Annotated in this window: 18 protein-coding genes and 4 tRNA genes; 5 read left to right on the top strand and 17 right to left on the bottom strand. The window is 70.2% G+C overall.

Annotated elements, in window-relative coordinates; translation table 11 throughout:
- Nucleotides 1-160: 160 nt before the first annotated feature.
- Nucleotides 161-1813 carry a glucose-6-phosphate isomerase gene (gene pgi / locus TMZ1T_RS10070; protein WP_004324893.1) on the bottom strand — a complete coding sequence of 551 codons (1653 nt, stop codon included), beginning with the start codon at nucleotides 1811-1813 and terminating at the stop codon, nucleotides 161-163.
- 206 nt (nucleotides 1814-2019) lie between these two features.
- Between pgi and pgsA the strand changes: the two genes are divergently transcribed.
- From pgsA to TMZ1T_RS10095, 5 genes are all read left to right on the top strand, one after another.
- Nucleotides 2020-2592, top strand: a complete 573-nt coding sequence (gene pgsA, locus TMZ1T_RS10075; RefSeq protein ID WP_012585317.1) for a CDP-diacylglycerol--glycerol-3-phosphate 3-phosphatidyltransferase — start codon at nucleotides 2020-2022, stop codon at nucleotides 2590-2592.
- 72 nt (nucleotides 2593-2664) lie between these two features.
- Nucleotides 2665-2740: transfer RNA gene (locus TMZ1T_RS10080), tRNA-Gly, on the top strand.
- 72 nt (nucleotides 2741-2812) lie between these two features.
- Nucleotides 2813-2886: transfer RNA gene (locus tag TMZ1T_RS10085), tRNA-Cys, on the top strand.
- Between the two features lie 72 nt (nucleotides 2887-2958).
- Nucleotides 2959-3034 (top strand) — tRNA-Gly (locus TMZ1T_RS10090).
- A 148-nt stretch (nucleotides 3035-3182) separates the two neighbouring features.
- The gene (locus tag TMZ1T_RS10095; RefSeq protein WP_012585318.1) at nucleotides 3183-4370 is read left to right on the top strand and encodes an alkaline phosphatase family protein; all 1188 of its coding nucleotides are present in this window, start codon (nucleotides 3183-3185) and stop codon (nucleotides 4368-4370) included.
- Nucleotides 4371-4454: 84 nt separating this feature from the next.
- Here TMZ1T_RS10095 and TMZ1T_RS10100 read toward each other — a convergent pair whose 3' ends face one another.
- From TMZ1T_RS10100 to TMZ1T_RS10175, 16 genes are all read right to left on the bottom strand, one after another.
- Complete coding sequence (locus tag TMZ1T_RS10100) at nucleotides 4455-4913, bottom strand: DUF1178 family protein (protein ID WP_004324898.1); 459 nt, start codon at nucleotides 4911-4913, stop codon at nucleotides 4455-4457.
- A gap of 69 nt (nucleotides 4914-4982) precedes the next feature.
- A tRNA-Leu gene (locus TMZ1T_RS10105) sits at nucleotides 4983-5067 on the bottom strand.
- 9 nt (nucleotides 5068-5076) lie between these two features.
- A complete protein-coding gene (gene minE / locus TMZ1T_RS10110) occupies nucleotides 5077-5337 on the bottom strand; it encodes a cell division topological specificity factor MinE (RefSeq protein ID WP_004324900.1) in 261 nt (86 codons plus the stop codon).
- Nucleotide 5338: 1 nt separating this feature from the next.
- Nucleotides 5339-6151 (bottom strand): septum site-determining protein MinD, encoded by an 813-nt coding sequence (minD, locus tag TMZ1T_RS10115; RefSeq protein WP_004324902.1) that lies wholly within the window; start codon nucleotides 6149-6151, stop codon nucleotides 5339-5341.
- A 31-nt stretch (nucleotides 6152-6182) separates the two neighbouring features.
- Nucleotides 6183-6959, bottom strand: coding sequence for a septum site-determining protein MinC (gene minC / locus TMZ1T_RS10120; RefSeq protein ID WP_012585319.1), 777 nt, complete (start codon nucleotides 6957-6959; stop codon nucleotides 6183-6185).
- 96 nt (nucleotides 6960-7055) lie between these two features.
- Entirely contained in the window at nucleotides 7056-7919 is an 864-nt protein-coding gene (hslO, locus tag TMZ1T_RS10125; protein ID WP_012585320.1) for an Hsp33 family molecular chaperone HslO, read from the bottom strand.
- Nucleotides 7916-8308: an arsenate reductase gene (locus TMZ1T_RS10130; RefSeq protein ID WP_004318245.1), complete on the bottom strand. Its 393-nt coding sequence runs from the start codon at nucleotides 8306-8308 to the stop codon at nucleotides 7916-7918. The genes hslO and TMZ1T_RS10130 overlap by 4 nt, the downstream gene beginning before the upstream one ends.
- A gap of 10 nt (nucleotides 8309-8318) precedes the next feature.
- Nucleotides 8319-10706: a Tex family protein gene (locus TMZ1T_RS10135; RefSeq protein WP_004318243.1), complete on the bottom strand. Its 2388-nt coding sequence runs from the start codon at nucleotides 10704-10706 to the stop codon at nucleotides 8319-8321.
- Between the two features lie 223 nt (nucleotides 10707-10929).
- On the bottom strand, nucleotides 10930-11778 hold the full coding sequence (locus TMZ1T_RS10140; protein ID WP_012585321.1) for a D-hexose-6-phosphate mutarotase: 849 nt from the start codon (nucleotides 11776-11778) through the stop codon (nucleotides 10930-10932).
- A gap of 3 nt (nucleotides 11779-11781) precedes the next feature.
- Nucleotides 11782-14469 (bottom strand): bifunctional acetate--CoA ligase family protein/GNAT family N-acetyltransferase, encoded by a 2688-nt coding sequence (locus TMZ1T_RS10145; RefSeq protein WP_004318240.1) that lies wholly within the window; start codon nucleotides 14467-14469, stop codon nucleotides 11782-11784.
- Between the two features lie 198 nt (nucleotides 14470-14667).
- A complete protein-coding gene (locus TMZ1T_RS10150; protein WP_261788880.1) occupies nucleotides 14668-16179 on the bottom strand; it encodes a sensor histidine kinase in 1512 nt (503 codons plus the stop codon).
- A gap of 128 nt (nucleotides 16180-16307) precedes the next feature.
- On the bottom strand, nucleotides 16308-17768 hold the full coding sequence (gene glgA, locus TMZ1T_RS10155; protein ID WP_012585323.1) for a glycogen synthase GlgA: 1461 nt from the start codon (nucleotides 17766-17768) through the stop codon (nucleotides 16308-16310).
- A 16-nt stretch (nucleotides 17769-17784) separates the two neighbouring features.
- On the bottom strand, nucleotides 17785-19053 hold the full coding sequence (glgC, locus tag TMZ1T_RS10160) for a glucose-1-phosphate adenylyltransferase (protein WP_004318234.1): 1269 nt from the start codon (nucleotides 19051-19053) through the stop codon (nucleotides 17785-17787).
- 2 nt (nucleotides 19054-19055) lie between these two features.
- The gene (gene glgX / locus TMZ1T_RS10165) at nucleotides 19056-21365 is read right to left on the bottom strand and encodes a glycogen debranching protein GlgX (protein ID WP_261788881.1); all 2310 of its coding nucleotides are present in this window, start codon (nucleotides 21363-21365) and stop codon (nucleotides 19056-19058) included.
- A 37-nt stretch (nucleotides 21366-21402) separates the two neighbouring features.
- On the bottom strand, nucleotides 21403-23595 hold the full coding sequence (gene glgB / locus TMZ1T_RS10170) for a 1,4-alpha-glucan branching protein GlgB (RefSeq protein WP_012585325.1): 2193 nt from the start codon (nucleotides 23593-23595) through the stop codon (nucleotides 21403-21405).
- Between the two features lie 879 nt (nucleotides 23596-24474).
- Complete coding sequence (locus tag TMZ1T_RS10175; RefSeq protein WP_012585326.1) at nucleotides 24475-25494, bottom strand: glucokinase; 1020 nt, start codon at nucleotides 25492-25494, stop codon at nucleotides 24475-24477.
- Nucleotides 25495-25728 lie beyond the last annotated feature (234 nt).

Genomic DNA, 25728 nt, shown 5'->3' on the forward strand with positions numbered 1-25728 from the left:
CTCGGGGTAGTCGTCCTGGAAGGCGAGCATGCGGGAGACTAAGGGATGGTGAGGGAAGGCTTGCATCCTGTGGCCGCGTATGGCCCTCGCCCATCGCGATCGAGGACGCGCGTCGCTCCCGCAAGAAAGGCCGCCCCGCAGGCACCTCGCGCCGCGGCGCTCAGCGCGGGCGGGCGCGGTAGCGCTCGATCAGGCCGCGCGTGCTGGCGTCGTGGGCGTCCGCCGAGGGGGCGGCCGCGTGCGGGTCGAGCTCGGCCAGCACGCGCGCGGCGAGCTGCTTGCCGAGCTCCACGCCCCATTGGTCGAAGCTGTTCACATCCCAGATCACGCCCTGGACGAAGGTGCGGTGCTCGTAGGCGGCGACCAGCGCGCCGAGCGTGAAGGGGTCGAGGCGCTCGAGCAGCACAACGTTGCTCGGCCGGTCGCCGGAGAAGACGCGGTGCGGGAGCAGGGCAGCGATACGTTCCTCGGGAACGCCGGCCGCGCGCATCTCGGCCTCGGCTTCGGCGGCGGTCTTGCCGCGCATCAGCGCTTCGGCCTGCGCCACCAGGTTGGCGAAGGCGATGCGGTGCAGGGCCTCGTCCTCTCGGCCGGGATCGAGCACGCCGATGAAATCCACCGGCACGAGCTGCGTACCTTGGTGCACAAGCTGGAAATAGGCGTGCTGGCCGTTGATGCCTTGCTCGCCCCACAGGATGGGGCTGGTGCGGCAATCCACCGGCGTGCCGTCGCGGCGCACCGACTTGCCGTTGGATTCCATGTCGAGCTGTTGCAGGTAGGCGGGCAGGCGGTGCAGGCGCTGATGATAGGGTGCGACGAGCTGGCTGGCGGCGTCGAGGAAATTCACGTTCCAGATGGCGAGCAGCGCCATCAGCACCGGCAGGTTGGCGGCAGGCGGGGCGGTGCGGAAATGCTCGTCCATCGCGTGCGCGCCGGCGAGCAGTTCGTCGAAGCGATCGGGGCCGAGCGCGAGCGCGATGGGCAGGCCGATCGCGCTCCATAGCGAGAAGCGCCCACCCACCCAGTCCCAGAAGCCGAACATGTTTGCGGTGTCGATGCCGAAGTCGCGCACCGCTGCGGCATTGGTCGACACGGCGACGAAGTGGCGCGCCACCGCGGCTTCGTCGCCGAGCGCGCCCACCAGCCAGGCGCGTGCGGCGTGCGCGTTGGCGAGCGTCTCCTGCGTGGTGAAGGTCTTCGAGGCGACCACGAACAAGGTGCTGCGCGGATCGCAGCGGCGCGTCACGTCGCCGATGTGCACGCCGTCCACGTTGGAGACGAAGTGCACGCGCGGGCCGTCGCCGGCGTGGTCCGCGAGCGCCTCGCACACCATCGCCGGACCGAGGTCGGAGCCGCCGATGCCGATGTTCACCACGTCGGTGATGCGTTCGCCGCCGTGGCCACGCCAGTCGCCACCGCGGACCTGCAGGCAGAACGTGCGCATGCGCGCCCGCACCGCATGCACCTCGGCAGCGACGTCCAGGTCCCCGACTGGCCAGTGTGCCCCCGGCGGGCAGCGCAGGGCCACGTGGAGGACGGCGCGGACCTCGGTGGTGTTGATGCGTTCGCCGCCGAACATCGCCCGGATGCGACTGGCGAGATCGGCCTCGTCGGCCAGGCGCAGCAACAGCACCAGCTCGTCGTCGTCGAGCAGGTTCTTCGAGTAATCCAGGGTGATGCCGCAGGCGCTGGCCTGCATGCGTGCGGCGCGCCCGGGATCGGCGGCGAAGCGCTCGCGCAGGGAGCGCGGGAGATGGGTGCGACGGCGCTGCTGGAGCGATTTCCAGGCGGCCAGGGAGCTGGGGGCAGGCATTGGAAGGGACCGGAACGGCCGATGCGAGGAAGATGGATGCTTGTCGAGGATCTTACCTAGCGCACGCGTGCCTGTGTGCACCGGAAGCGCCGCAGGGCGGGACTTTCGGCACGCTGCGCGCGCGCACGGAATGCGGCCGTCCCTACGCGCGTATGGGCGCTTGATATACTCGCCGCTTCCCGAACCTTTGCGAGTTGCCCTCCGGCATGCCGCTCAACATTCCGAATGCGCTGACCTGGGCGCGGATCGCCATGATCCCGGTCTTCGTCGGCCTCTTCTATCTCCCCGAGTCGTGGATGCCGATCGCGACCCAGAACCTCGTCGCCACGGTGATCTTCGTCGCCGCCGCGGTGACCGACTGGTTCGACGGCTACCTCGCCCGCGCGCTCGGCCAGACCTCGGCCTTCGGCGCCTTCCTCGACCCGGTTGCCGACAAGCTGATGGTGGCCGCCGCGCTGATCCTGCTGGTGCAGCTCGGTCGAGTGGATGCGCTGATCGCGGTCGTCATCATCGGTCGCGAGATCACCATCTCGGCCCTGCGCGAGTGGATGGCGCGGGTCGGCCAGTCGGCCAGCGTCGCCGTGGCCTATGTCGGCAAGCTCAAGACCACCGCGCAGATGGTCGCGATCCCGATGCTGCTGTTCGATGCCTCCCTGTACGGTCTCGACCTGCGCCTGGCCGGAGAAGTGCTGATCTACGTCGCCGCCGCGCTCACGCTATGGTCGATGGGGTACTATCTGCGGCGCGCGATGCCGCTGCTGCGCGAGACGGAAGAATGAAGCGGATCGCGAGAAAGCGCAGATAGGGGTTGACGAGCTAAGAATTGTGTCTATAATAGCGGTCTTTCCCGGGCGGGAATAGCTCAGTTGGTAGAGCGCAACCTTGCCAAGGTTGAGGTCGCGAGTTCGAGACTCGTTTCCCGCTCCAAAGAATTCGCAGGCTGGGCAGTGCCCAGCCAAGTGGCCCCGGGGCATTGGGGCAGCTGGCCGAAACGGTTGTGGCGCGATGGCAGAGTGGTTATGCAGCGGCCTGCAAAGCCGTGTACCCCGGTTCGATTCCGAGTCGCGCCTCCAGTAGTAAAAAAGTTGTAAAGAAGTATTGCGATGCGGTGCAAAAGAAGCTAGAATTTGCGCCCTGTCGTCAAAGCGGGAATAGCTCAGTTGGTAGAGCGCAACCTTGCCAAGGTTGAGGTCGCGAGTTCGAGACTCGTTTCCCGCTCCAGATTCTGAAAGCCGGATGTGCGCCCAGCGCCCATCCGGCTTTTGCATTGTGCCCCCGCGGTGCATGCCTCGCCGGCGGTTTGCCGGGCGCGGCCTTGCAGGGTAGGCTCGAAGCTCTCCCGGAGCTCTCTGCGATCCTCGCGCACCGCATGCCCTTCACCATCGACTCCACCTTGCCCCTCCCGGCCGGCGCCGTTCTTCCCGACTATGGCGACGGCGGGCTCTACGGCTTCGCGCGCGGGCTCCGCCACTGGCTGCACGACCGCAAGGCCGGGTGGCCTGCGGTCGAGGTCGCGCCGGGCGAGCGCGCGCTGGTCGTGCTGCTGGTCATCGACGGGCTGGGCGAACGCTTTCTCGACACGGTCGGGTGGGGCTCCGCGCTGCATGCGGCCAAGCACGCCGGCCTGAGCTCGGTGTGCCCGAGCACCACGGCGAGTGCGATCACCACGCTGGCGACCGGCGTCGCGCCGGTCGAGCACGGCCTCAACGGCTGGTTCATCCACGATCGCCGCTTCGGTGGCGTGATCGCGCCCTTGCCGCTGATCCGCCGCAGCGGCGAGCCGCTGGAGGCCTTCCGCCTGCTGCCGCGCCTGTTCCCGGTGGCGCCGATGTATCGCCACGCCTGCCGACCGGTCACCCTGGTCTCCCCCGTGCAGATCGCATTCTCGCGCTTCTCGCTGCACCATGGGCGCGGGGCACACATCGAGCCTTACGAAGGGCTGCAGGACTACGTGGCCGCCATCGTCGACATGGCCGATGCGCTCGCGCACAGTGGCGGGCTGATCCACGCCTATTACCCGGTGTTCGACATGCTGAGCCACCAGCACGGCTGCCGCTCGGCCGAGGCGGTCGCGTGCTTCACGCGCGTGGATGCCGCCTTCGTGTCGCTGCAGCAGGCGCTGGCGGGGCGCGACGTGCGTCTGCTGGTGACGGCCGACCACGGCTTCATCGACGCGCCACCCGAGCGCCGCATCGACCTCGCGCCCGACGGCGAGGTCGCCGCCATGCTCGCCGCGCCGCTGTTCGGCGAGCGCCGGCTGGCTTTCTGCCGGGTGCGCGCCGGTGCGCAGGCCGAATTCGAAGCGTGGGCTGCGGACGAGCTGCGTGGCAAGGCGGTGGCGGTGCGCGGCGAAGACTTTCTCGCCGCCGGTCTGCTCGGCCCGGGTCAGGTGCATCCGCGGCTGTCCGAACGCCTGGGCAGCCACGCGCTACTGATGGAGGCCGGGTGGACGATCGTGGATCACGTGGCGGGCGAGCACGAGCACACCATGATCGGCGTGCATGGTGGCCTCAGCGCGGACGAGATGCGCGTGCCGCTGATGCTGGCACGTACCTGAGGACGGGCACTCCACACGGCTGCGACAGGGCGGTGGACCTGGCGGTCCGTGCTCGGCACGCATCCCCGCCTGCGCCCTGGTTCTTCAGTGCAGGTCTTCCTCGGCTGGCGGGACCGGCAGCACCAGGATGCCCTCTTCGAGCAGGGACTCGACCTCGTCGGCGGAGGCCGAGCCGCGAATGTCGCGCGCCTCGGTTTCGCCGTAGTGGATGCGGCGCGCCTCCTCGGGCAGGCGCTCGCCCACGTTCTCCGCAACGCGCGCAAGGCTGCGCAGCTGCGTCATCAGGCGCGCGAGTCCTTCGGGAGCAGGAGCGGAGGGAGGGACGGCGCTCGCGGCCTGCACCTCACCGGCTGCGGGCGGCCTTGCCGAGGCGGACTGGCCGGTCTGGACGTAGGGCGCGCTCGGCAGGCGGCGGACCTCGGTGGCGCCGCAGATCGGGCAGTTCACCAGGCGGTCCGCGAGCTGCGCCTCGAAGGCTGCGGCGGAACCGAACCAGCCTTCGAAGCGGTGTGCATTGCTGCAGTGTAGGTCGAGTACGATCATGGCGAGGACTGTCCGGTCACTGTGCCGGGCAGGACGCCGCAGCAAGGATGGGACAATGGCTGAGCGGGATGGTGCCCGGGACGGGACTCGAACCCGTAAGGCTTGCGCCGGCGGATTTTAAGTCCGCTATGGTTACCGATTTCATCACCCGGGCGGCCGAGGCTCAGCGGTTCTGCTCCGGCAGCACGATATTGACCTCGAGCACCTCGTAGTTGTCCTGCTTTTCGAGCTGGACCTTGATGTCGTCGGGGTTGACCGCGACGTACTTCGAGATGACCTCGATCAGTTCGCGCTGCAGGTCGGGCAGGAAGTCGGCCCTGGGGCTGTCGCCCGCGCGCTCGTGGGCGATCAGCAGCGACAGGCGGTTCTTGGCGATCTCCGCGGTCTTCTTCTTTTCGCCGAAGAGGCGGGCGAGGAAGGACATGTCACTTGCCTCCGAACAGGCGCTTGATCAGGCCGGGCTTTTCGTAATTGACGTAGCGCAGCGGCAGGTCTTCGCCGAGGAAGCGGCCGACGACGTCGGCGTAGGCTTCGGCGACGTCGGTACCCTTGAGGTGGATCGCGGGCGTGCCCTGGTTCGAGGCGTGCAGCACGGACTCCGACTCGGGGATCACGCCGATCAGCGGCACGCGCAGCAGCTCCTGCACGTCCTTGTACGACAGCATCTCGCCGTCCTCGACGCGCTTGGGCGAGTAGCGGGTGATGAGCAGGTGCTCCTTGACCGGCTCGCCGCCCTCGCGCGCACGCTTGGACTTGCTCTGCAGGATACCGAGGATGCGGTCGGAGTCGCGCACCGAGGAGACCTCGGGGTTGGTGGTCACGATGGCCTCGTCGGCGAAGGTCAGCGCCATCACCGCGCCGCGCTCGATGCCGGCCGGGGAGTCGCACACCACGTACTCGAAGCCCATGTGCTCGAGCTCCTGCAGCACCTTCTCGACGCCTTCCTCGGTGAGCGCGTCCTTGTCGCGCGTCTGCGAGGCCGGGAGGATGAACAGGTTGTCGCAGTGCTTATCCTTGATCAGGGCCTGGTTCAGGCGGGCCTCGCCATTCACCACATTGACCAGGTCGTACACGACGCGACGCTCGCAGCCCATGATGAGGTCGAGGTTGCGCAGGCCGACATCGAAGTCGATGACGGCGGTCTTGAAGCCGCGCAGGGCGAGTCCGGAGGCGAATGCCGCACTGGTGGTGGTCTTGCCGACGCCGCCCTTGCCCGAAGTTACTACGATGACTCTCACGGTTTCCCCTTGTGGATGCGGTATGGCTGGCTCAGTCGAGCTTCAGCGCTTCGAGGTTGAGTGTATGGTCGGTGCCGTTCAGCCGCACCAAGGTGGGCTTGCCGGCAAAGGCTTCGGGAATGCCGCGCTCGAAGGTGCGGTACACGCCGGCGATCGATACGAGTTCGGGGCCGAAGTTGCTGGCCACGATGCGCGCCGCCTGGTTGCCCTGAGCGCCCGCGATCGCGCGTCCGCGCAGGGGGCCGTAGCAGTGGATGCTGCCATCGGCGATGACTTCGGCGCCGGGGCTCACGCCACCGAGCAGGACGAGATCGGTGCCGCGCGCATAGATCTGCTGGCCGGAGCGCAGCGGGCGTTCGACGAACATGGTCGGGGTGGCCGCAGCGGCGACCGGGGGCGGCAGCGGGGGCGGCGCAGCCGCGGGCGCGGGCTCCGCGGGAGCAGCGTGGCGCGCGGGCGCCTCGGCGGGCGGGCGGGCGGCGAGCTGCGCCGGATCGACCAGTGCGAGCCCGGCGCGCCGGGCGCCCTCGTGGTGTTCCGCCGCCAGGCGCATCACACCGATCGGCTGCAGGCGGTAGCGCCGCAGCAGCGACTGCAGGCCCGACCAATCGATACGCTCGGGCAGTTGCGCCACCCCGCCGAAATCGAGGATGAGCAGCTCGCCGCTGAAGAAGTCGGGCATGCCGCCGAGCATCTTGTGCAGCGAATCGGCAAGCGTGCTCGGTTCCGCCGCCTGCAGGACGGCGATGGTGGCGCCCAGGGTCGTGTTGTGGAACTCGATCGATCTTGCGGGCGCGCTGGCGGACATGTGCTGAACGGTCTTCAAAATCGAGCGAGTGTACTTAGGCGAACACGTTCGGGCAAGGCCGGCGGCGCAAGCCGGCCGGCATTGCCGGCTTCCGGCTCAATGCAGGGTGGGCGGGCGGAAGAGCGCGTCCACGTCGCTGCGATCGAAACGGTAGGTGTGGTTGGACAGATCGTCATGCACCACCACCTCGCCATGCTGGTCCAGGACCGTGCGTACTTCGTCCTCGCCGAGTGCGCGCAACATCTCGGCGATCTTGTCCGGATCGGCCGGCCATTCGTGGGTGACCGGACGCGCGTCGAAGAGGCGGATGTCCTCCTCGGCGAACAGGCGGCGCAGGATCTGCTCGGCGTCGAGGCCGAGCAGCTCGTCCTCGCGCACGGTGTGGGCCAGCTGCTGGACGCGCGACCAACCGTCGATGTCCTTGAGGTCGGCACCGGGCAGTTTCTGCACGAACAGGGCCACCGCCGCCTGCGCGCTGCACGCCAGCCACAGCCTGGCGGGCTGCTGCTCGGACTGGACGAGATAGTGCTCGAAGACCTCGGCGATGCTGTCGCCTTCCAGCGGCACCAGGCTCTGGTAGGGCTGATCGAGGCCTTCGATGTCGAGGGAGAGTTGCAGGCGCCCGTCGCCGACGAGCTCGACCAGCGTGCCCGCGGCGGGCGTGCCCTCGGCCTTGGCGTAACCGCGCAGGTTCAGGGTCTCGGCGCAGTCGATCACCAGCAGGCTGACGGGGCCGTGGCCGGTGATCTGGAAGGTCAGCCGGCCGGGCTGCTTGAGGTTGCCGGCGATCACGGTGGAGACTGCGCTCATCTCGCCGAGCAGTCGCACCACCGCGGGCGCATAGCCGCGGCCGTCCTGCATGGCTTCCCAGACGTCGGTGAGGCGCACGACCGCGCCGCGGATGTCGAGGTCCTCGAGCAGGAAACGTTGCACATAGCTGGTGGGGAGGGGCGTCTTCATCTTGGAGTGTCCGGTGTTCCTGCTGGCGGTTGGGCTCGGCCCCGGCTGTGGCGCTCGAAGGCCTCGGTATCCAGGCCGACGACGAGTCCGCCGTCGGCGAACTCGACCACCGGGCGACGGATCAGGCTGGGCTGGGCCTGCATCAGCGCGATCGCGGCGGCCGTGTCGGCGATCGCCTGCTGCTCGGGCGGGAGCCTGCGCCAGGTGGTGCCGCGCTTGTTGACGAGCGCTTCCCACCCGAGCTTCTCGCACCAGCGCGCGAGTGTGGCGGCGTCGACGCCGGCCTTCTTGTAATCGTGGAGTTGGTAGGCGACACCCGCGCCGTCGAACCAGGCGAAGGTCTTCTTCATGGTGTCGCAGTTCCTGATGCCGTGGATCGTCGTCGGCATGACGGCCTCCTCAGCGATTGCCGCGGGCGCGGGCGAATGCTTCGGCGAGTGCGTTGGCAGCGGCGGGGCGGGAAGCCTCCTGGCGCGCGCCACCCTTGCCCTGCGCGGGCGGGCGCCGGTTGTCACCGCCGCGCGGGCGCTGCTCGCTACGCGGGGCCTGACCGCCTTCCCCGCGCCGCGGCGCACCCTCGTCGCGCCGGGCGCCGGACTCGCCGCGCTTCGCAGTCACCTCGTCGCCCAGGCGCATGGTGAGCGCGATGCGGTGGCGCGGGATGTCCACCTCCAGCACCTTCACCTTCACCACCTGACCCGCCTTGACCACGCTGTGCGGGTCCTTGACGAAGGTGTTGGACAGCGCGGAGATATGCACCAGGCCGTCCTGATGCACGCCGATGTCGACGAAGGCGCCGAAGTTGGTGACGTTGGTGACCACCCCTTCGAGCAGCATGCCGGGCTCGAGGTCCTTCAAGGTCTCCACGCCCTCGCGGAAGGTCGCGGTGCGGAACTCGGGGCGCGGGTCGCGGCCGGGCTTTTCCAGTTCGGCGAGGATGTCCTGCACGGTGGGCAGCCCGAAGCGCTCGTCGGTGAACTCCTCCGGTTTCAGGCTCTTGAGGAAGCCGCCGTTGCCCATCAGTTCGCGCACGCTCTTCCGCACGCGCGCGAGGATGCGCTCGACCACCGGGTAGGCCTCGGGGTGCACCGAGGAGGCGTCGAGCGGGTTGTCGCCGCTGGGGATGCGCAGGAAGCCCGCGGCCTGCTCGAAGGTCTTGGGGCCGAGGCGGGGCACGTCCTTCAATGCGCTGCGGCTGCGGAAGGGGCCCCGGGTATTGCGATACTCGACGATGTTGCCGGCGAGCGTGGCGTTCAGACCCGAGATGCGTGCGAGCAGCGGTGCAGACGCGGTGTTCACATCCACGCCGACCGCGTTCACGCAGTCTTCCACCACGGCGTCCAGGCTCTTCGCCAGGCGGCCCTGGTTGACGTCGTGCTGGTACTGGCCGACGCCGATCGACTTGGGATCGATCTTGACCAGCTCGGCGAGCGGATCCTGCAGGCGGCGGGCGATCGAAACCGCGCCGCGCAGGCTGACGTCGAGCTCGGGGAACTCGCGTGCGGCGAGTTCGGACGCGGAATACACCGAGGCGCCGGCCTCCGAGACGACGATCTTGGTCAGCTGCAGCTCCGGGTAGCGCTTCATCAGCTCGGCCACCAGCGCGTCGGTCTCGCGCGAGGCGGTGCCGTTGCCGATGGCGATCAGCTCGACCGCATGCTTCTTCGCCAGCGCGGCGATGGTGGCGATCGACGATTCGCGGTCGCGGCGCGGCTCGAAGGGATACACGGTGGCGGTGTCGACCAGCTTGCCGGTGGCATCCACCACCGCGACCTTCACTCCGGTGCGGATTCCGGGGTCGAGGCCGATGGTGGCGCGCGTGCCGGCGGGGGCGGCGAGCAGCAGGTCGTGGAGGTTGCGCGCGAAGACGCGGATCGCCTCTTCCTCGGCGCGCTCGCGCAGCTCGCTCATCAGCTCGAGTTCGAGGTGGATGGAGATCTTCACGCTCCACGCCCAGCGCGCGGTCTCGGCGAGCCAGCGGTCGCCCGGGCGGCCCTGGCTGCGGATGCCGAAGCGCACGGCGATGCGGCCTTCGCAGGGATGCGGGGCGTCGGGGTCGGGGCGCTCGACGTCGAGTGCCAGGCGCAGCACGCCTTCGTTGCGCCCGCGCAGCAGCGCCAGCGCACGGTGCGAGGGCATGGTGGCGATCGGTTCGGCGAAGTCGAACCAGTCGCGGAACTTGGCGCCTTCGTTCTCCTTGCCCTCGATCACGCTCGAGCGCACCCGGCCATGTTCGTGCAGGTAGCTGCGCAGCTCGCCGAGCAGGGTGGCGTCCTCGGCGAAGTGCTCCATCAGGATCTGGCGCGCGCCGTCGAGCACCGCCTTGGTGTCGGCAAAACCGGCCTCGGCGTTGATGTACTTTTCGGCTTCGACTTCGGGCGTCAGGGTCGGGTCGGCGAGCAATGTCTCGGCCAGCGGGCCGATGCCGGCCTCGCGCGCGATCTGTGCCTTGGTGCGGCGCTTGGGCTTGTAGGGAAGGTAGAGGTCCTCGAGGCGCTGCTTGGTGTCGGCGTCCTCGACCTCGGCACGCAGCTCGGCGGTGAGCTTGCCCTGCTCCTCGATCGAGGCCAGCACGGTGGCGCGGCGGTCTTCGAGCTCGCGCAGGTAGCCCAGGCGCTCCTCCAGCGTGCGCAACTGCGTGTCGTCCAGGCCACCGGTGACTTCCTTGCGGTAGCGGGCGATGAAGGGCACGGTGGCGCCATCGTCGATGAGCTGGACGGCGGCGATGACCTGGCGCGGCGAGACGCCGAGCTCTTCGGCGATGCGGTATTCGATCGGGGGGAGCATGGGGAAGAGGCGGTGAAGCGCAGAAGATAAGGCCCGGATAGTGCAACAGGCGGCGCGGGGAGAGCAACCCGCGGACCGGTGTGGCGGCCGCTGCGGGGCGAAGCGAGTCGTGAGCGGGCGATCCGGCGACGGCGGCGCGGACTCCGGGCGCCGTGAGTGCGACTCGCGTCGCTCCGGCAGAAGGCAGCGAGGCTGCGGCGGCTCGTGCGTGCGCGACGCAGGCTCAGAGGGCGACCAGGGTCTGCCGCCCCCACCACGATTCGCCGGGCTGCACGCGTACCGGCTGGCGGGCGGCGGCGGCCTCGATGCAGAGCATGCGGCGGAAGCCGTCGTCCGGCAGGTCCGCGATCGCGGCGCTGCGCTCGATCCAGGGGTTCCACACCACCACGTCGGGGAAACCGTCGGCATTGACGCCCAGGCTGCGGTGGTATTCGCGCAGCAGCAGCGGGCGGCTTACCTCGTGATAGACGCGGTCGGTCTCGGACTCGATCACCAGGGCGTCCCCGCTATCGCGCTGGATGCGGTCGGCGTCGGTCTTGTCGCGATAGGAGAAGCCGTGCAGGCCTTCGATGCGCGATTCCTCGACCTCGCGTACCGCGAGGTAGGTGTGCAGCGCGGCGGTGAACTCGAAGGCCTCGTCGCCGGTGTTGGTGATCTCGAGTTCGAGGTCGAGCCGGCTGTCCTCGATCAGGATCGACAGTTCGGCCGAAAACGCGTACGGCCACAGCGCGCGGGTGGCTTCGTCGTCGGCGAGCGTCAGCCCCGCGAGGGCGAAGTCCTTGCCGCTGCGCTCGGTCGTGAGCGACCACCGCCGGTTGCGCGCGAAGCCGTGCGCGGGCAGGGGGCCCAGGTCGGCGAACTGCGGGAAGCACACCGGGATGCCGCCACGGACCGCGCTGTGCCCGTCGAACACTGCCTTCGGGCTCAGGTACAGGCGCTCCTCGCCACCCGGCGGCGCCCACGACAGCACCTGCGCGCCGTGCAGCGCCACCACCGCGCGTGCACCCGAAGCGGTGGCCAGGCGCAGCGCTGGCTGGCCGTGGAACTCGATGGGCTCGATCGTCGCGGGCATCGCTCAGTCCTGCAGCGCCAGAATGCCTAGCTTGACCGAGCTGTCTTCCGGGTCGTTGCTGAGCACGAAGCCGAGCTTCTGCACGAACTTGAGCATGCGCTCGTTGTTGGCGAGGAAGACGCCGTTCATGTACTGGATGCCACGGCTGCGCGCGGTCTCGATCAGTACGCCCATGAGCTTGCGGGCGAGGCCGCGGTGCTGCCAGTCGTCGGCCACCACGACCGCGAACTCGCAGGACTCGCCGTCGGGGTTCACCGCGTAGCGGCACACACCGATCTCGTTCTCTACGCCGTCGGCCTCGAGGGTGGCGACGAAGGCCATCTCGCGGTCGTAGTCGATCTGGGTGAGGCGGGCGACCATCGCGGGCGGCAGCTCGCGCATGGTGTTCATGAAGCGGTAGTACTTGGTCTCGGCCGACAGGCGGCGCACGAAGTCGACCTCGAGCTCGGCGTCCTCCGGCTTGATCGGACGGATCGTCACCGTGGTGCCGTCGGGCACGGTCCAGGTGCTGATCAGGTGCGACGGATACGGGTGGATCGCGACGTGGTCGTAGCGGTCCGCCGTCGGAGACACGTTTTCCACACTGATGTTCGCGTCGACCGCGACCACGCCGTTCTCGTCCACGATCAGCGGGTTGATCTCCATCGCGGTGATCCACGGCAGCTCGCAGACCATCTCGGAGATGCGCAACAGCACCAGCTCGAGCGCGTTCATGTCCACCGCCGGCATGTTGCGGAACTCGCCGAGGCGGGTGGAGATGCGGGTCGAGCGGATCATGTCCTTGACGAGGAAGCTGTTGAGCGGCGGCAGGGCCACCGCGACGTCGCGGTTCTCCTCGACCAGGTTGCCGCCCTCGCCGAAGGTGATCGCGGGGCCGAACACCGGGTCGCGGCGCACGCTCACCACCAGCTCGCGGCCGTTGCGCTTCTGGATCATCGGCTCGATCGCGATGCCGTTGATCACCGCCTCGGGCTGCACGCGCTTGACCTCGTCGAGGATCTCCTGATAGGTCGAGCGCACCGCGGCGAGGCTGCGGATGTTCAGGCGCACGCCGCCCACCTCGGACTTGTGCACGATGTTCGGCGAGTCGATCTTCATCACCACCGGCAGGCCGATCTCGGCCGAGAGCACCATCGCCTCGGCGGCACTGCGCGCGACCACGGTCTGCGCGATCGGAATGCGGAAGGCCGCGAGCAGCGCCTTCGACTCCATCTCGTTGAGCTTCTTGCGGCGCTCGGACAGGGCCATCTCGATCACCAGGCGCGCGCTCTCGATCGAGGGCGGCGGCAGGTGCGACAGCGAGGACGGCGTCTGCATCAGCAGCTTCTGGTTCTGGTAGTAGGCCGAGATGTGGCTGAAGAGCTCGACCGCCGGCTCCGGCGTGCGGAAGTGCGGGATGCCCGCGGCGCTGAACTTGGCGCGCGCCTCGGCGACGAGCTCCTCGCCCATCCAGCACACCAGCACCGGCTTGTCGGCGGTCTTCTCGAGCTCGATCACGACGTCGGCGACGCCGCTCGGGTCGGTCACCGCCTGCGGGGTCAGCATCACCAGCACGCCGTCGACGTTGGGGCCTTCGAGCACCGCCTTGAGCGCCGCGCGATAACGTTCCGGGCCGGCGTCGCCGAGGATGTCCACCGGGTTGCCGTGCGACCAGCCGCTGGGCAGGCAGGCGTTGAGCTTCTCGACCGTGCTCTCGGCGAACTCCGCGAGCGGGATGCCGATGTCGGCCGCGCGGTCGGCCGCCATGACGCCCGGGCCGCCGCCGTTGGTGATGATCGCGAGGCGGTTGCCGCGCGGGCGGAAGTGCGAGAACAGCGCGTTGGCCGCGGCGAAGAGCTGGCCCATGTTGTACAGGCGGATCACGCCGGCGCGACGCAGCGCGGCGTCGAACACCGCGTCCTCGCCCATCGGCGCGCCGCTGTGCGACAGGATCGCGCGCGAGGCGCCGGGGTGGCGGCCGGCCTTGACCAGCAGCACCGGCTTGACGCGCGCGGCGCCGCGCAGCGCGCTCATGAAGCGGCGGGCGTCGCGGATGCCTTCGACGTAGAGGAAGATGCTCTCGGTGCGCGGGTCCGAGATCATGTATTCGAGCACCTCGCCGAAGTCGATGTCGGACGAGGAGCCCAGGGACACCACGGTCGAGAAGCCGACGTTGTTCGGTTTGGCCCAGTCGAGGATGGCCGCGCACAGCGCGCCCGACTGCGAGATCAGGCCGATGCTGCCCTTGAGTGCGCTGGCGTGCGCGAAGGTGGCGTTGACGCCGAGCTGCGGCCGCATGACGCCCAGACAATTGGGGCCGAGCAGGCGGATGCGGTGGCGGTGCGCGGCTTCGACCACCTGGCGCTCGAGCAGCGCGCCGCGCGCGCCCGATTCGGAGAAGCCGCCCGACAGCAGGATCACCGCCTTCACCCCGGCGCGGCCGCAGGCCTCCATCAGCGCCGGGGTCTTCTCGGCGCGGATTGCCATCACCACCAGGTCCAGGCGCTGCGGCACGTCTTCCACCGACTTGTAGCAGGCGACCCCGTGCACCTTCTCGTGCTTCGGGTTGATCGCGAACAGCTTGCCCTTGTAGCCGGCCTCGAGCATGTTGCGCATGAGCACGCTGCCGAGGGAGGCCTCGCGTTCGCTGGCACCGATGATGCCGACGGAGCGCGGCTCGAGGAGCGGGGTCAGATAGTGCTTTTCTTTCATGGTGGCCACCTGAGGTCCGAGTGGTGTGCTGCAATGGTTTGGCGGGCGCAGGGCGCGCGCGGAATGGAATTCATTGTACTGCAGTGCACAACGGGCAGTTGAGACCTTTGTCTCTGCCGCCTGCGATTCGTGCCGCGGCCGACCGACCGCCGCTGTCCGGAGTGGGCTTTCCCGTTTCCGAGCGCGGCGTCGTCACCCTCAATGCCCCAGCATGAAGCAGAAGCGCGCGCCCTTGCCCGGTTCCGCGCTGGCCCACACCCGGCCCTCATGGCGGGCGACGATGCGTTGTACGGTGGCGAGCCCGATCCCGGTGCCGGGAAACTCGTGCTGCGCGTGCAGGCGCTGGAAGGGCTGGAAGAGCTTGCCCGCGTAGTTCATCTCGAATCCGGCGCCGTTGTCCTCGACGTGGAACACCGTGCGCTCGCCGTCGCGTTCCGCGCCGAAGACGATACGCGGATGTTCGCACTGGCTTGTGAACTTCCATGCATTGCGCAGCAGGTTGTCGAGCAGCACGTGCATCAGCACCGGGTCGGCGACCACCGTCATGTCGCTGGTGATCTCGACCGCGACCACGCGCCCGGGCGACTCCGCCTGCAGGTCGCGGATCACCGCATCGGCGATGCGCGACAGGTCGACCGGCCTCCTGCGCAACGGTTGCCGGGAGACGCTGGCGAGGTCGATCAGCGCATCGATCAGGATCGCCATGCGCTCGGCGCCGGCGCGGATGCGCACGAGCTGCTCGCGTTGGCGTTCGTCGAGCCGCGGCCCGGCCTCCTCGACGAGGATGCGCGCGAAGCCGTCGATGGCGCGCAGCGGCGCACGCAGGTCGTGCGAGACGGAATACGAGAAGGCCTCGAGCTCGCGCACCGCGGTCTCGAGTTCGGCGGTGCGCGAGCGCACCCGCGACTCGAGCTCCTGGTTCAGGTTGCGCAGGCTGAACTCGGCGATCTTGCGCGCCGAGATGTCGTCGATGGTGCCGGCGATCCCGCTTTCCTGCCCGCTGCCGTCGCGCAAGGCACGGCAGTCGATCGCCACCCAGCGGATCTCGCCGGAGAGCGTGCGCAGCCGCAACTCGTCGGTCCATTCCTGGCCGTCTCCGCACAGCAGGGCGCGGATTGCGTCGCGTGCGCGCAAGCGGTCGTCTGGATGGAGGAAATCGGTCAGCGCATGCTGGCGCGTGGCGTCCAGATCGAAACCGGAGAGATCCTTCCAGGCGTCGTTGAGAAAAACCAGGCGGCCAAGCTCGTCGGTGCGGAAGAGCACCTCGCTGAGCGAATCGACCACCTCGCGATAGGATTCGGTCGCGATCACCCCGATCGCCGCGCCTGCGCCCGCGGGCGGAGCGGCGTGCGCGGCGGGGAGGAGGGCATGGGGGAGCGCGCTCGCCGGCGCGCAATCGTCGGCGTCTGCAGGCGTGCCTGCCCACTCCCGCCTCGAAACCGCGCCGCCGCTCGCCGGGGCGTCGTCGTGAAGCGGGCCGTCCGCAGCGCAGCCCTCTGCCGCACCGGCGAGGGTGCGTCGGCGCAGGCTGCGGCGGCCGAGCAGATAACCCAGCCCGCCGCCGAGCAGAACCAGACCGCCATTCCAGGCCAGCCCGCCGGCATCGATCCCCGCGGCCTGCGCCGAGCCCGCGCCGAGGGCGAGCGCCACCACGAGCACATGCCCGGCACGAGGCGGTGGGTGCGGTCTGGACGCGTCGATGGGGCTCACCTGGTCAGTGGCGGCGGTCCCGCATGCCGCATGGTTTCCGTGGCGGTCGGACTCGTCCTGTATAGCACAGAAGCTGCCCGCGGCGGGCCGTGCGCGAAGCGGGTGCGGCGACGGGCGCCGGCGCGACCTCATGCAGGCGTGAGACCACGATAAAGGGCGAGATATTCCCGCGCGGCACGCGCCCAGCCGAAGTCCTTCGCCATGCCGCGGGCGCGCACGCGTCTCCATTCGGTGGGACGGCGGTGGACGGCATTCACCCGCAGCAGCGTGCGTTCGAGCGCAGCGGCGGAGAACTCCTCGAAGACGAAGCCGGTGGCGTCGGTGTCGAGCGTCTCCAGGCGGGTGTCGGCTACCGTGTCGGCGAGGCCGCCGACGCGCCGCACCAGAGGCAGGGTGCCGTACTTGAGGCCGTAGAGCTGGGTCAGGCCACAGGGTTCGTAGTGCGAGGGCACCAGGATCACGTCGCTGCCGGCGATCAGGCGGTGGGCGAAGGCTTCGTCGTAGCCGATGCGCACCGCCACCGATTCAGGCGCGGCTGCCGCCGCGTCACGGAAGGCGGCCTCCAGCCCGGCGTCGCCGCTGCCGAGCAGGGCGAGCTGGCCGCCGCCCGCCAGCAGCGCGGGCAGGGCCTGCAGCACCAGGTGCAGGCCCTTCTGCTCGGTGAGCCGGCTCACCACGCAGTACAACGGGCCCTCGGCCTTGCCCGCCAGCCCGAGTTCGCGGCGCAGCGCGCTGCGGCAGCGCGCCTTGCCGGCCATGTAGTCCGCGGTGTAGCGCGCGGGCAGCAGGGTATCCGTGGCCGGATCCCACACCGCCGCATCGACCCCGTTGAGGATGCCCGAGAGCTCGTGCGCGCGGGCGCGCAGGAGGCCGTCCAGCCCGCAGCCCTGTTCCGGCCCCTGGATCTCGCGCGCATAGCTCGGGCTCACCGTGGTGACGCGCCCGGCGTAGTACAGCCCGGCCTTCATGAAGTTGAGGTGCCCGTGGAACTCCACGCCGTGGATCGAGAAGAAATGCGCGGGCAGCCCGAGCGCGTCGAAGCAGGCGCGCGGGAACATGCCCTGATAGGCGAGGTTATGTACCGTGAACACGCAGCCCGGCACGCTCCGCCCGCGCGCTGCCGCAACCTGCAACCATGCCGGCACGAGGCCGGCGTGCCAGTCGTGCGCGTGCACCACGCCGGGTTGCCAGGACGTGTCGAGCCCTTGGGCGAGCTCTGCTGCGGTCCACCCGAGCAGGGCGAAGCGCAGGTGGTTGTCGGCGTAGGGCTGCTGTGCGGCGTCGGCGTAGGGACCACCCGTGCGCAAGTACCAGCCCGGGGCGTCGATCACGTAGGCCTCCCCGCCGATCGCGGGCAGGTGTCCGCGCAGGAGCCGCGCCGGGTTGTTCCCCATCCCGCCCGGCGCTTGCAGGCGGGCGATCTCGACCGGCGACTCCAGCCCGGCGAGGATGGCGTCGAAGCCGGGCAGCAGCACCCGGACGTCCGCGCCGAGCGCGCCCAGGGCGGGCGGCAGCGCCCCGGCGACGTCGGCCAGCCCGCCGGTTTTCAGCAGTGGGAAGATCTCGGCACACACCTGAAGGATCCGCATCGTCTGGTCTCCGCGCTCACAGTCGGTCGAGCATTTCGCGCGTCACCAGCACCACGCCGCCCTCGGTGCGGTGGAAGCGGCGCGCATCCGCCTCGGCGTCCTCGCCGATCACCGTGCGCTCGGGGATCACGCAGTGGCGATCGATGACGACCTTCTTCAGGCGGCAGTGGCGGTTGATCTGCACGTCGGGCAGCACCACCGCCTGCTCGATCGTGCTGTAGGAGCGCACCAGCACGTTGGAGAACAGCACCGACTCGCGCACGACCGATCCGGAGACGATGCAGCCGCCCGAGACCAGCGCGTTGAGCGCCTCGCCGCGGCGACCGTCGAGATCGTGCACGAACTTGGCCGGCGGTAGTTGCTCCTGGTAGGTCCAGATCGGCCAGTCCTTGTCGTACATGTTGAGCGCCGGCGTGGTCGAGGCGAGGTCGAGGTTGGCCGCCCAGTAGGCGTCCACCGTGCCGACGTCGCGCCAGTAGGGGCCGGAGAAGGGCGGGGTGGCGATCGCCGACAGCGTGAAGGGGTGGGCGAGCGCCTGGTTTTCCGCCACCGCGCGCGGAATCAGGTCCTTGCCGAAGTCGTGGCTGGAGTCCGGATTCTTCGCGTCGTCCTCGAGCAGGCGGTAGAGGTAGTTGGCCGAGAATATGTAGATGCCCATGCTGGCGAGCGACAGCCCGGGATTGCCCGGCAGCGCTGGCGGGTCGGCGGGCTTCTCGACGAAGGCGGTGATGTGGCGCCGTGCATCGATCGCCATCACGCCGAAGGCCTTGGCCTCCTCGCGCGGTACCTCGATGCAGCCCACGGTGACACCGCGCCCGCTCGCGGCGTGGTCCTCGAGCATGATCGAGTAGTCCATCTTGTACACATGGTCGCCGGCGAGCACGACGATGTAGTCGGGCGGCGTGGAGTTGCGGATGATGTCGAGGTTCTGGAACACCGCGTCGGCGGTGCCCTGGTACCACTGTTCCTCGTCGATGCGCTGCTGCGCCGGCAGCAGGTCGACGAATTCGCCCATCTCGTTGCGCAGGAAGCTCCAGCCGCGCTGCAGGTGGCGCAGCAGCGAGTGCGACTTGTACTGTGTGATCACGCCGATGCGGCGCAGACCCGAGTTCATGCAGTTCGACAGCGCGAAGTCGATGATGCGGAACTTGCCGCCGAAGTGCACCGCCGGCTTGGCGCGCACGTTGGTGAGATCGCGCAGGCGCGAGCCGCGCCCGCCGGCGAGCACGAGGGCGAGGGTGCGGCGCGTGAGGATCCGTCGTCGGTTGGCGGCTTCGGCAGGCATGATCAGGACTCCTGGTGGTGTTGTGCGGATTCTAGGAGGACGAGCACGGTGCGCGCGGACAGCACCGGCTCGACAGGATGGCTTTCGTGGCCGGGGGCGGGCGGCGCCGGGCCCCCGTCGGCCCGGGCACTGTCGAAGACCGGCGACCATCCGCCCGCGGGCAGGCGGAAGCGGCACGCGGCCGCGGCGGGATTGACGAGCAGCAGCACGCTGCGCGCGGGTGCGGCGGCCGCGGGTTTGGCGATGTGCTCGACCGTGTGCGGCCGCAGGCCGGGCGGATGCAGCAGGATCGCCAGTGCGCGCTCGCGGGGATCGTTCCAGTCGGCGGCCTGCAGCTCGGCGCCATCGGGGCGCAGCCAGCGCACGCTCGCCGCCTCGCCGTGCTCCGGGCCGCGCAGCCAGGCGACCTGGCGCAGCGCGGGGTGGGCTGCGCGCAGGGCGAGCAGCCTTCGAGCGCAGGCGAGGAGTTCGCGGTCGGCGGCGGCCCAGTCGAGCCAGGTCGTCTCGTTGTCCTGGCAGTAGGCGTTGTTGTTGCCGCGCTGGCTGTGGCCGATCTCGTCGCCGGCGAGCAGCATCGGCGTGCCCTGGGCGAGCAGCAGGCTGGCGAGCAGGGCGCGCTGCAGGCGGGCGCGCAGGGCGAGCACGTCGGGGTCCGCGCTCGGGCCTTCCACGCCGCAGTTCCACGAGTGGTTGTGCGGATGGCCGTCGCGGTTGTGCTCGCCGTTGGCCTCGTTATGGCGGTGGTCGTGGCTCACCACGTCGCGCAGGCCGAAGCCGTCGTGCGCGCACAGGAAGTTGATGCTGGCCGTGGGGGCGCGGCGGTCGTGGTCGAACTCCGCCGCAGAACCGGCGAAGCGGTGGGCGAATGCGCCGCGGTCTCCCCCTCCGCATAGCCACCAGGCGCGCATCGTGTCGCGGAAGCGGTCGTTCCATTCCATCCAGCCGGGCGCGAACCCGCCCAGCCGGTAGCCGTCCGGGCCGAGGTCCCACGGTTCGGCGATCCACTTCAGGCGGGCGAGCAGCGGGTCGGCGGCGATCGCCGCGAACAGCGGCGCACCGGTATCGAAATGGCCGTGGCGGTCGCGCCCGGTCGTGACCGCGAGGTCGAGGCGGAAGCCGTCGATGCGGTAGCGCGCGGCCCAGTGGCGCAGCGCGCCGACGACCAGCTCGACCATGCGCGGCTCGCCGAGGTTCACCGCGTTGCCGCAGCCGCTCCAGTCGCGGTAGCACGCCGGGTCTTGCGGGTCGAGATGGTAGGCGCGCGCGTTGGCCAGCCCGCGCAGCGACAGCATCGGGCCGTCCGCGTCGAGCTCGGCCGTGTGGTTGAAGACCACGTCGAGCACCACCTCGAGCCCGGCGGCGTGCAGCGCGTCGATCGCCCCCGCGAGTTCCCCGGTCGGGGTGGTGCCCGCGCGCCCGCTCCAGTAGCGCGGCTCGGGGGCGAGCCAGGCTGCGGGCGCATAGCCCCAGTGGTTGGCGAGGCCACGGCGCTGCAGCGCCGCTTCGTCGGCGCGGAAGTGCAGGGGCAGCAGGCTCAGCGTGGTGAGGCCGAGCGCCCGGTAGTGATCGAGCATCACCGGGTGGGCGAGGGCGGCGTAGCTGCCGCGCAGCGCCGGCGGGATGTCCGGGTGGCGCATCGTCAGCGCACGCACGTGGGCCTCGTAGAGTACCGTGCGCTCGCGCGGGATGTGCGGGCGGGGAGGGCGGTCATACGCCGGAGCAGGGGCGGGGGCGGGCACCCTCGCCTTGGGGGCGAAGGCAGCGTTGTCGCGCGGGTCGGGCAGGCGCGGATCGTCGCTGCGGGCGGCGCGGAACGCGGCGAGCCTTACCGCGAGCTCCACATCGTCGGCTGCTCCGGGCTGCTGGCGGCCGTAGCTGCCGACCACCTCCTGCGCCCAGGGGTCGAGCAGCAGCTTCGCCGGGTTGAACCAGTGGCCGCGCCCTGGCGCCCACGGGCCATGAGCACGCAGGCCATACACCAGGCCGACCCCGCCGGCAGGCAAAAAGCCATGCCAGACGCCTTCGCTGCACGCCGGCAGCGCCAGGCGGCGAAGCGCCTCGCGGCCTGCGGCATCGAAAAGACAGACCTCGATCGCTTCGGCGTCCGGCGACCACACCGCGAAGTTCACCCCGGTCTCGCCGCTGTCTGCGGTGAGGGTGGCACCGAGCGGCCACGGCTGCCCCGGGCGCAAGTCCGGATCAGGCAGCGCATGCGCCATGGCGAGCGGATCCGCTGCGGCGCCGGGCCCGTCCTCGCAAGGAGCGCACCCGTGCTGCAGGATGGGAAGGGAGTCGGGGTGCGGGGCGCTCATCGCTGCGTTCTCTTGCCGGGGCATGCGTCCAGGCGTGTCAGTCCACGCGTACGAACATCGCCACGCCCAGCGGCGGCAGGCGCAGCACGATCGACTGTGCCTCGCCCTGCCAGGGCAGTGCCTCGCTTCGCAGCGCGCCATTGGTGACGCCCGAGCCCCCATACACCGGATCGTCGGTGTTGAGAAGCTCGCGCCAAGTGCCCGCCGCGGGTATGCCGGTGCGCCAGCCCTCGCGCGCCACCGGGGTGAAGTTGCACGCGACCACCACGCTGCGGCCGTCGCGCGCGCGGCGCTCGAAGACCAGCACCGAGTGCGCCGCATCGTCGTGGGAGATCCAGCGGAAGCCTTCGCTCGCCGTGTCCTGCTCGTACAGTGCCGGATGGCTGCGCAGCACGCGGTTGAGATCGCGCACCAGGCGCTGCATGCCCGCGTGCGGGGCGTGCCCGAGCAGCTCCCAGGGCAGGCTGGCGTCGGCGTTCCATTCGGACCACGGGGCGAACTCGCAACCCATGAAGAGCAGCTTCTTGCCCGGGTGCGCCCACATGTAGCCGTAGAGCAGGCGCAGGTTGGCGAACTTCTGCCAGACGTCGCCGGGCATCTTGGCGAGCAGCGAGCCCTTGCCGTGCACCACCTCGTCGTGCGACAGCGGCAGCACGAAGTTCTCGCTGAAGGCATACGCCAGCGAGAAGCGCAGCTGGTCGTGGTGGTGCTTGCGATGCACCGGGTCGCGCGCGAGGTAGGCGAGGAGGTCGTTCATCCAGCCCATGTTCCACTTGTAGTGGAAGCCCAGGCCGCCGCCCTGCAGGTCGGGTGAGGGCGGGCGGCTGACGGCGGGGAAGGCGGTGGATTCCTCGGCGAGCGTGATCGCCTCGGGGCGCTGCGTGCCGACGAGGTGGTTCATGCGACGCAGGAAGTCGATCGCCTCCAGGTTCTCGCGCCCGCCGAAGCGGTTCGGCACCCACTCGCCCTCGCGCCGGCTGTAGTCGCGATACAGCATCGAGGCCACCGCATCCACCCGCAGCCCGTCGGCGCCGAAGCGCTCGATCCAGTACAGCGCGTTGCTGGCGAGGTAGTTGCGCACCTCGGCGCGGCCGTAGTTGTAGATCAGCGTGTTCCAGTCCTGGTGGAAGCCCTCGCGCGGGTCGGCGTGCTCGTACAGATGGGTACCGTCGAACTCGGCCAGGCCATGGGCATCGCTCGGAAAGTGTGCCGGCACCCAGTCGAGGATCACCCCCAGCCCGGCGGCGCGCGCGGCATCGGTGAAGGCGCGGAAATCCTCCGGTGTGCCGAAGCGCGCGCTCGGCGCGTACAGCCCGGTGGGCTGGTAGCCCCAGGAGCCGTCGAAGGGGTGCTCGTGCACCGGCAGCAGCTCGAGGTGGGTGAAGCCGAGCCCGACCGCGTAGGGCACCAGGCGCTCGGCGAGCTCGCGGTAGGACAGCCAGCCGCCGTCTTCCTTGCGCTGCCAGGAGCCGAGGTGGACCTCGTAGATGCTGATCGGCGCGTCGAGCGCGTTGGCGCGCCGGCGCGCTTCGTCGATCGCCAGCCCGGGCAGCAGGCGCTGCACCACCGAGGCGGTGTGCGGGCGCAGCTCGGCGCGGAAGGCGAAGGGGTCGGCCTTGAGGCGCACGACGCCGTCGGCGCCGAGGATCTCGTACTTGTAGAGCTCGCCCTCGCCGATGCCGGGCAGGAAGATCTCCCACACGCCGCACTCGCGGCGATGCCGCATCATGTGGCGGCGCCCGTCCCAGGCGTTGAAGCCGCCCACCACAGAAACCCGGCGCGCGTTGGGCGCCCACACCGCGAAGCGCGTGCCGGCGACGCCGTCGACGGTCACAGGGTGCGCGCCGAGCCACTCGTAGGGGCGGTGATGGCTGCCTTCGGCGAGCAGCCAGACGTCGAGATCCTCGATCAGCGCGCCGAAGCGGTAGGCGTCGTCGAAGCGCGTCTCGCCGCCACCGGACCAGCGTACGTGCAGTCGGTAGCGCAGCGGATGCGAGCCTCCCGGGAGCGCGCCGATGAAGAGCGGCGATCCGTCCTGAGGCTGGAGCTCGAGCAGCGGACGGCCGTCGATGTCGAGCACCACGACCGCCTGCGCACCGGGCAGCAGCGTGCGCAGCACCATTCCGCCCGCGACCGGATGTGCGCCGAGCAGCGCGAAGGGATCGGCATGGCTCGCCTGCAGCAAGGACTGCAGCGACTCGGGAGCCACCCTGGCCAAGTCCGGGTCCATCGCTTGCAAGGGGGGTGCCGCAACGCTCGTTCGCGTCCTGGCCTTGCCGGCCTGCTTTTCGCCGCGCATCTGCGCCTCTCCGGTTCGAGTGCCGGGCGTTTTTTTCGTTGCGTCGCAGCGAAACGGGCCCGACAGCCCCAAGGATAAAACTTTCGCGCGTTTTGCGCTGCAACGGATCCGCATTTCCCGCCCGCCGCGCGTCGCAGCGGAAGACTCCGTTCCATAAGCCGCGGTGTCCGTAGGCGCGACGCAAGTCGCGACCGCACGATTGCGCATGCGGCGACCGCGGCGAGCGCGGCGGCGCCCCGATCGCGACTCGCGTCGCTCCCACCGCCCGACCCGGACGCCGGCAACAGAGCACGCGCGCCGGTTTTCGTGGGAGCGACGCAAGCCGCGACCGCACGATTGCGCATGCGGCGACCGCCGGTGAGCGCTGCGGCGCCCCGATCGCGACTCGCGTCGCTCCCACCGCCCGACCCGGACGCCGGCAACAGAGTGCGCGCGCCGGTTTTCGTGGGAGCGACGCAAGTCGCGATCGCACGATTGCGCATGCGAAAACCGCCGGTGAACGCGGCGGCGTCCCGATCGCGACTCGCGTCGCTCCCACCGCCCGACCCGGACGCCGGCAACAGAGCACGCGCGCCGGTTTTCGTAGGAGCGACGCGAGTCGCGACCGCACGATTGCGCATGCGAAAACCGCCGGCGAGCGCGGCGGCGCCCCGATCGCGACTCGCGTCGCTCCCACCGCCCGGCCCGGATGCCGGCAACAGAGCACGCGCGCCGGTTTTCGTGGGAGCGACGCAAGTCGCGACCGCACGATTGCGCATGCGAAAACCGTCGGTGAGCGCGGCGGCGCCCCGATCGCGACTCGCGTCGCGCCTACGGGGAGACGTGCCCGCGCGGCTCGGCGAGCGTGGTGAAGCCGAGCTCGATGGCGCTGTCGAGTGCCGCCGAGGCGCCGGTGAGGGCGGCGTGGGGGGCGACGACCACCCAGATCGGGATGCGTTCGAGCCAGGGGCGAAAGCGGCCCTTGGCGACGAAACGTTCGCGGAACGCGGAGCGCAGGAAGAAATCCCCCAGCCGCGGCACGATGCCACCGCCGATATACAGCCCGCCGCGCGCGCCCAGGGTGAGCGCGACGTCGCCCGCCACCGTGCCGAGCAGCGCGCAGAAGAGCTCGAGTGCCTCGACGCAGTGGCGGCAGCCGCCGGCCAGCGCCCGTTCGCTGATCTCCGCCGGCGTGCGCTCGACACGCGCTTCGCCGTCGAGCGCGCGCAAGGTGTCGTGGAGCACGACCAGACCGGGACCCGAGAGCACGCGCTCGGCCGAGACATGGCCATGGCGGGCGGCGAGCCAGGCGACCACCGCGGCCTCGCGTGTGCAAGAGGCCGGCAGCGTCACGTGCCCGCCCTCGCCTTGCAGCGGGACCCAGCCGCCCGGCACGGGCAGCAGGCCCGAAACGCCGAGCCCGGTGCCGGCGCCGATCAACGCCCGCGCGGCGCCCGCACGCGGCTCGCCGCCGCCGACGCGGACCAGGTCGCCGTCGCCGAGCGCGGGCAGCGCGAGCGCGAGCGCGGTGAAATCGTTCACCACGGTCAGCCGGCGCAGGCCGAGCGCGCCGCACAGCGCGCCGATCGAAAAGCGCCAGGGATGATTGGTCATCGCGACGCCGTCGCCGTCGATCGGCGTGGCGATGCCGAAGGCGGCGTAAGCGGGCAGGCGGGCGCCGGTGTCCGCCAACCAGGCGCGCAACGCGGCCTCCGGGCCGCTGTGTTCCGCGCAGCGCAGCGCTCGCAGATGCGTCGGTGCCGCTCCGGGCGCCTCGACGAGGGCGAAGCGCGCGTTGGTGCCGCCGATGTCGGCGACCAGGCGGGGATAGGGAGCAGGGGTGGCGTTCATGTCCCCCGATTCTGCCACGTGCAAAGGCGCTTGCCCGGCCCGGGTGTCCGTAGCTGCCACAAGGCACCTGCCTGTAATCGCCGTCCCCCGATTCCGTTCCCCCGCGCCGTGGTGGGGCCGAATCACCCTGATCAGGACCCCCGTCGCGCCCACGGGGGCTACCCGCCGCCAGCCGGCCTTGTCCGCAGGAGCGACGCAAGTCGCGATTCTCCGCCTGCGTCGCCCGGTGCTCCA

Origin of the sequence: Thauera aminoaromatica, assembly GCF_000021765.1 — a bacterium.
Taxonomy (GTDB): domain Bacteria; phylum Pseudomonadota; class Gammaproteobacteria; order Burkholderiales; family Rhodocyclaceae; genus Thauera; species Thauera aminoaromatica.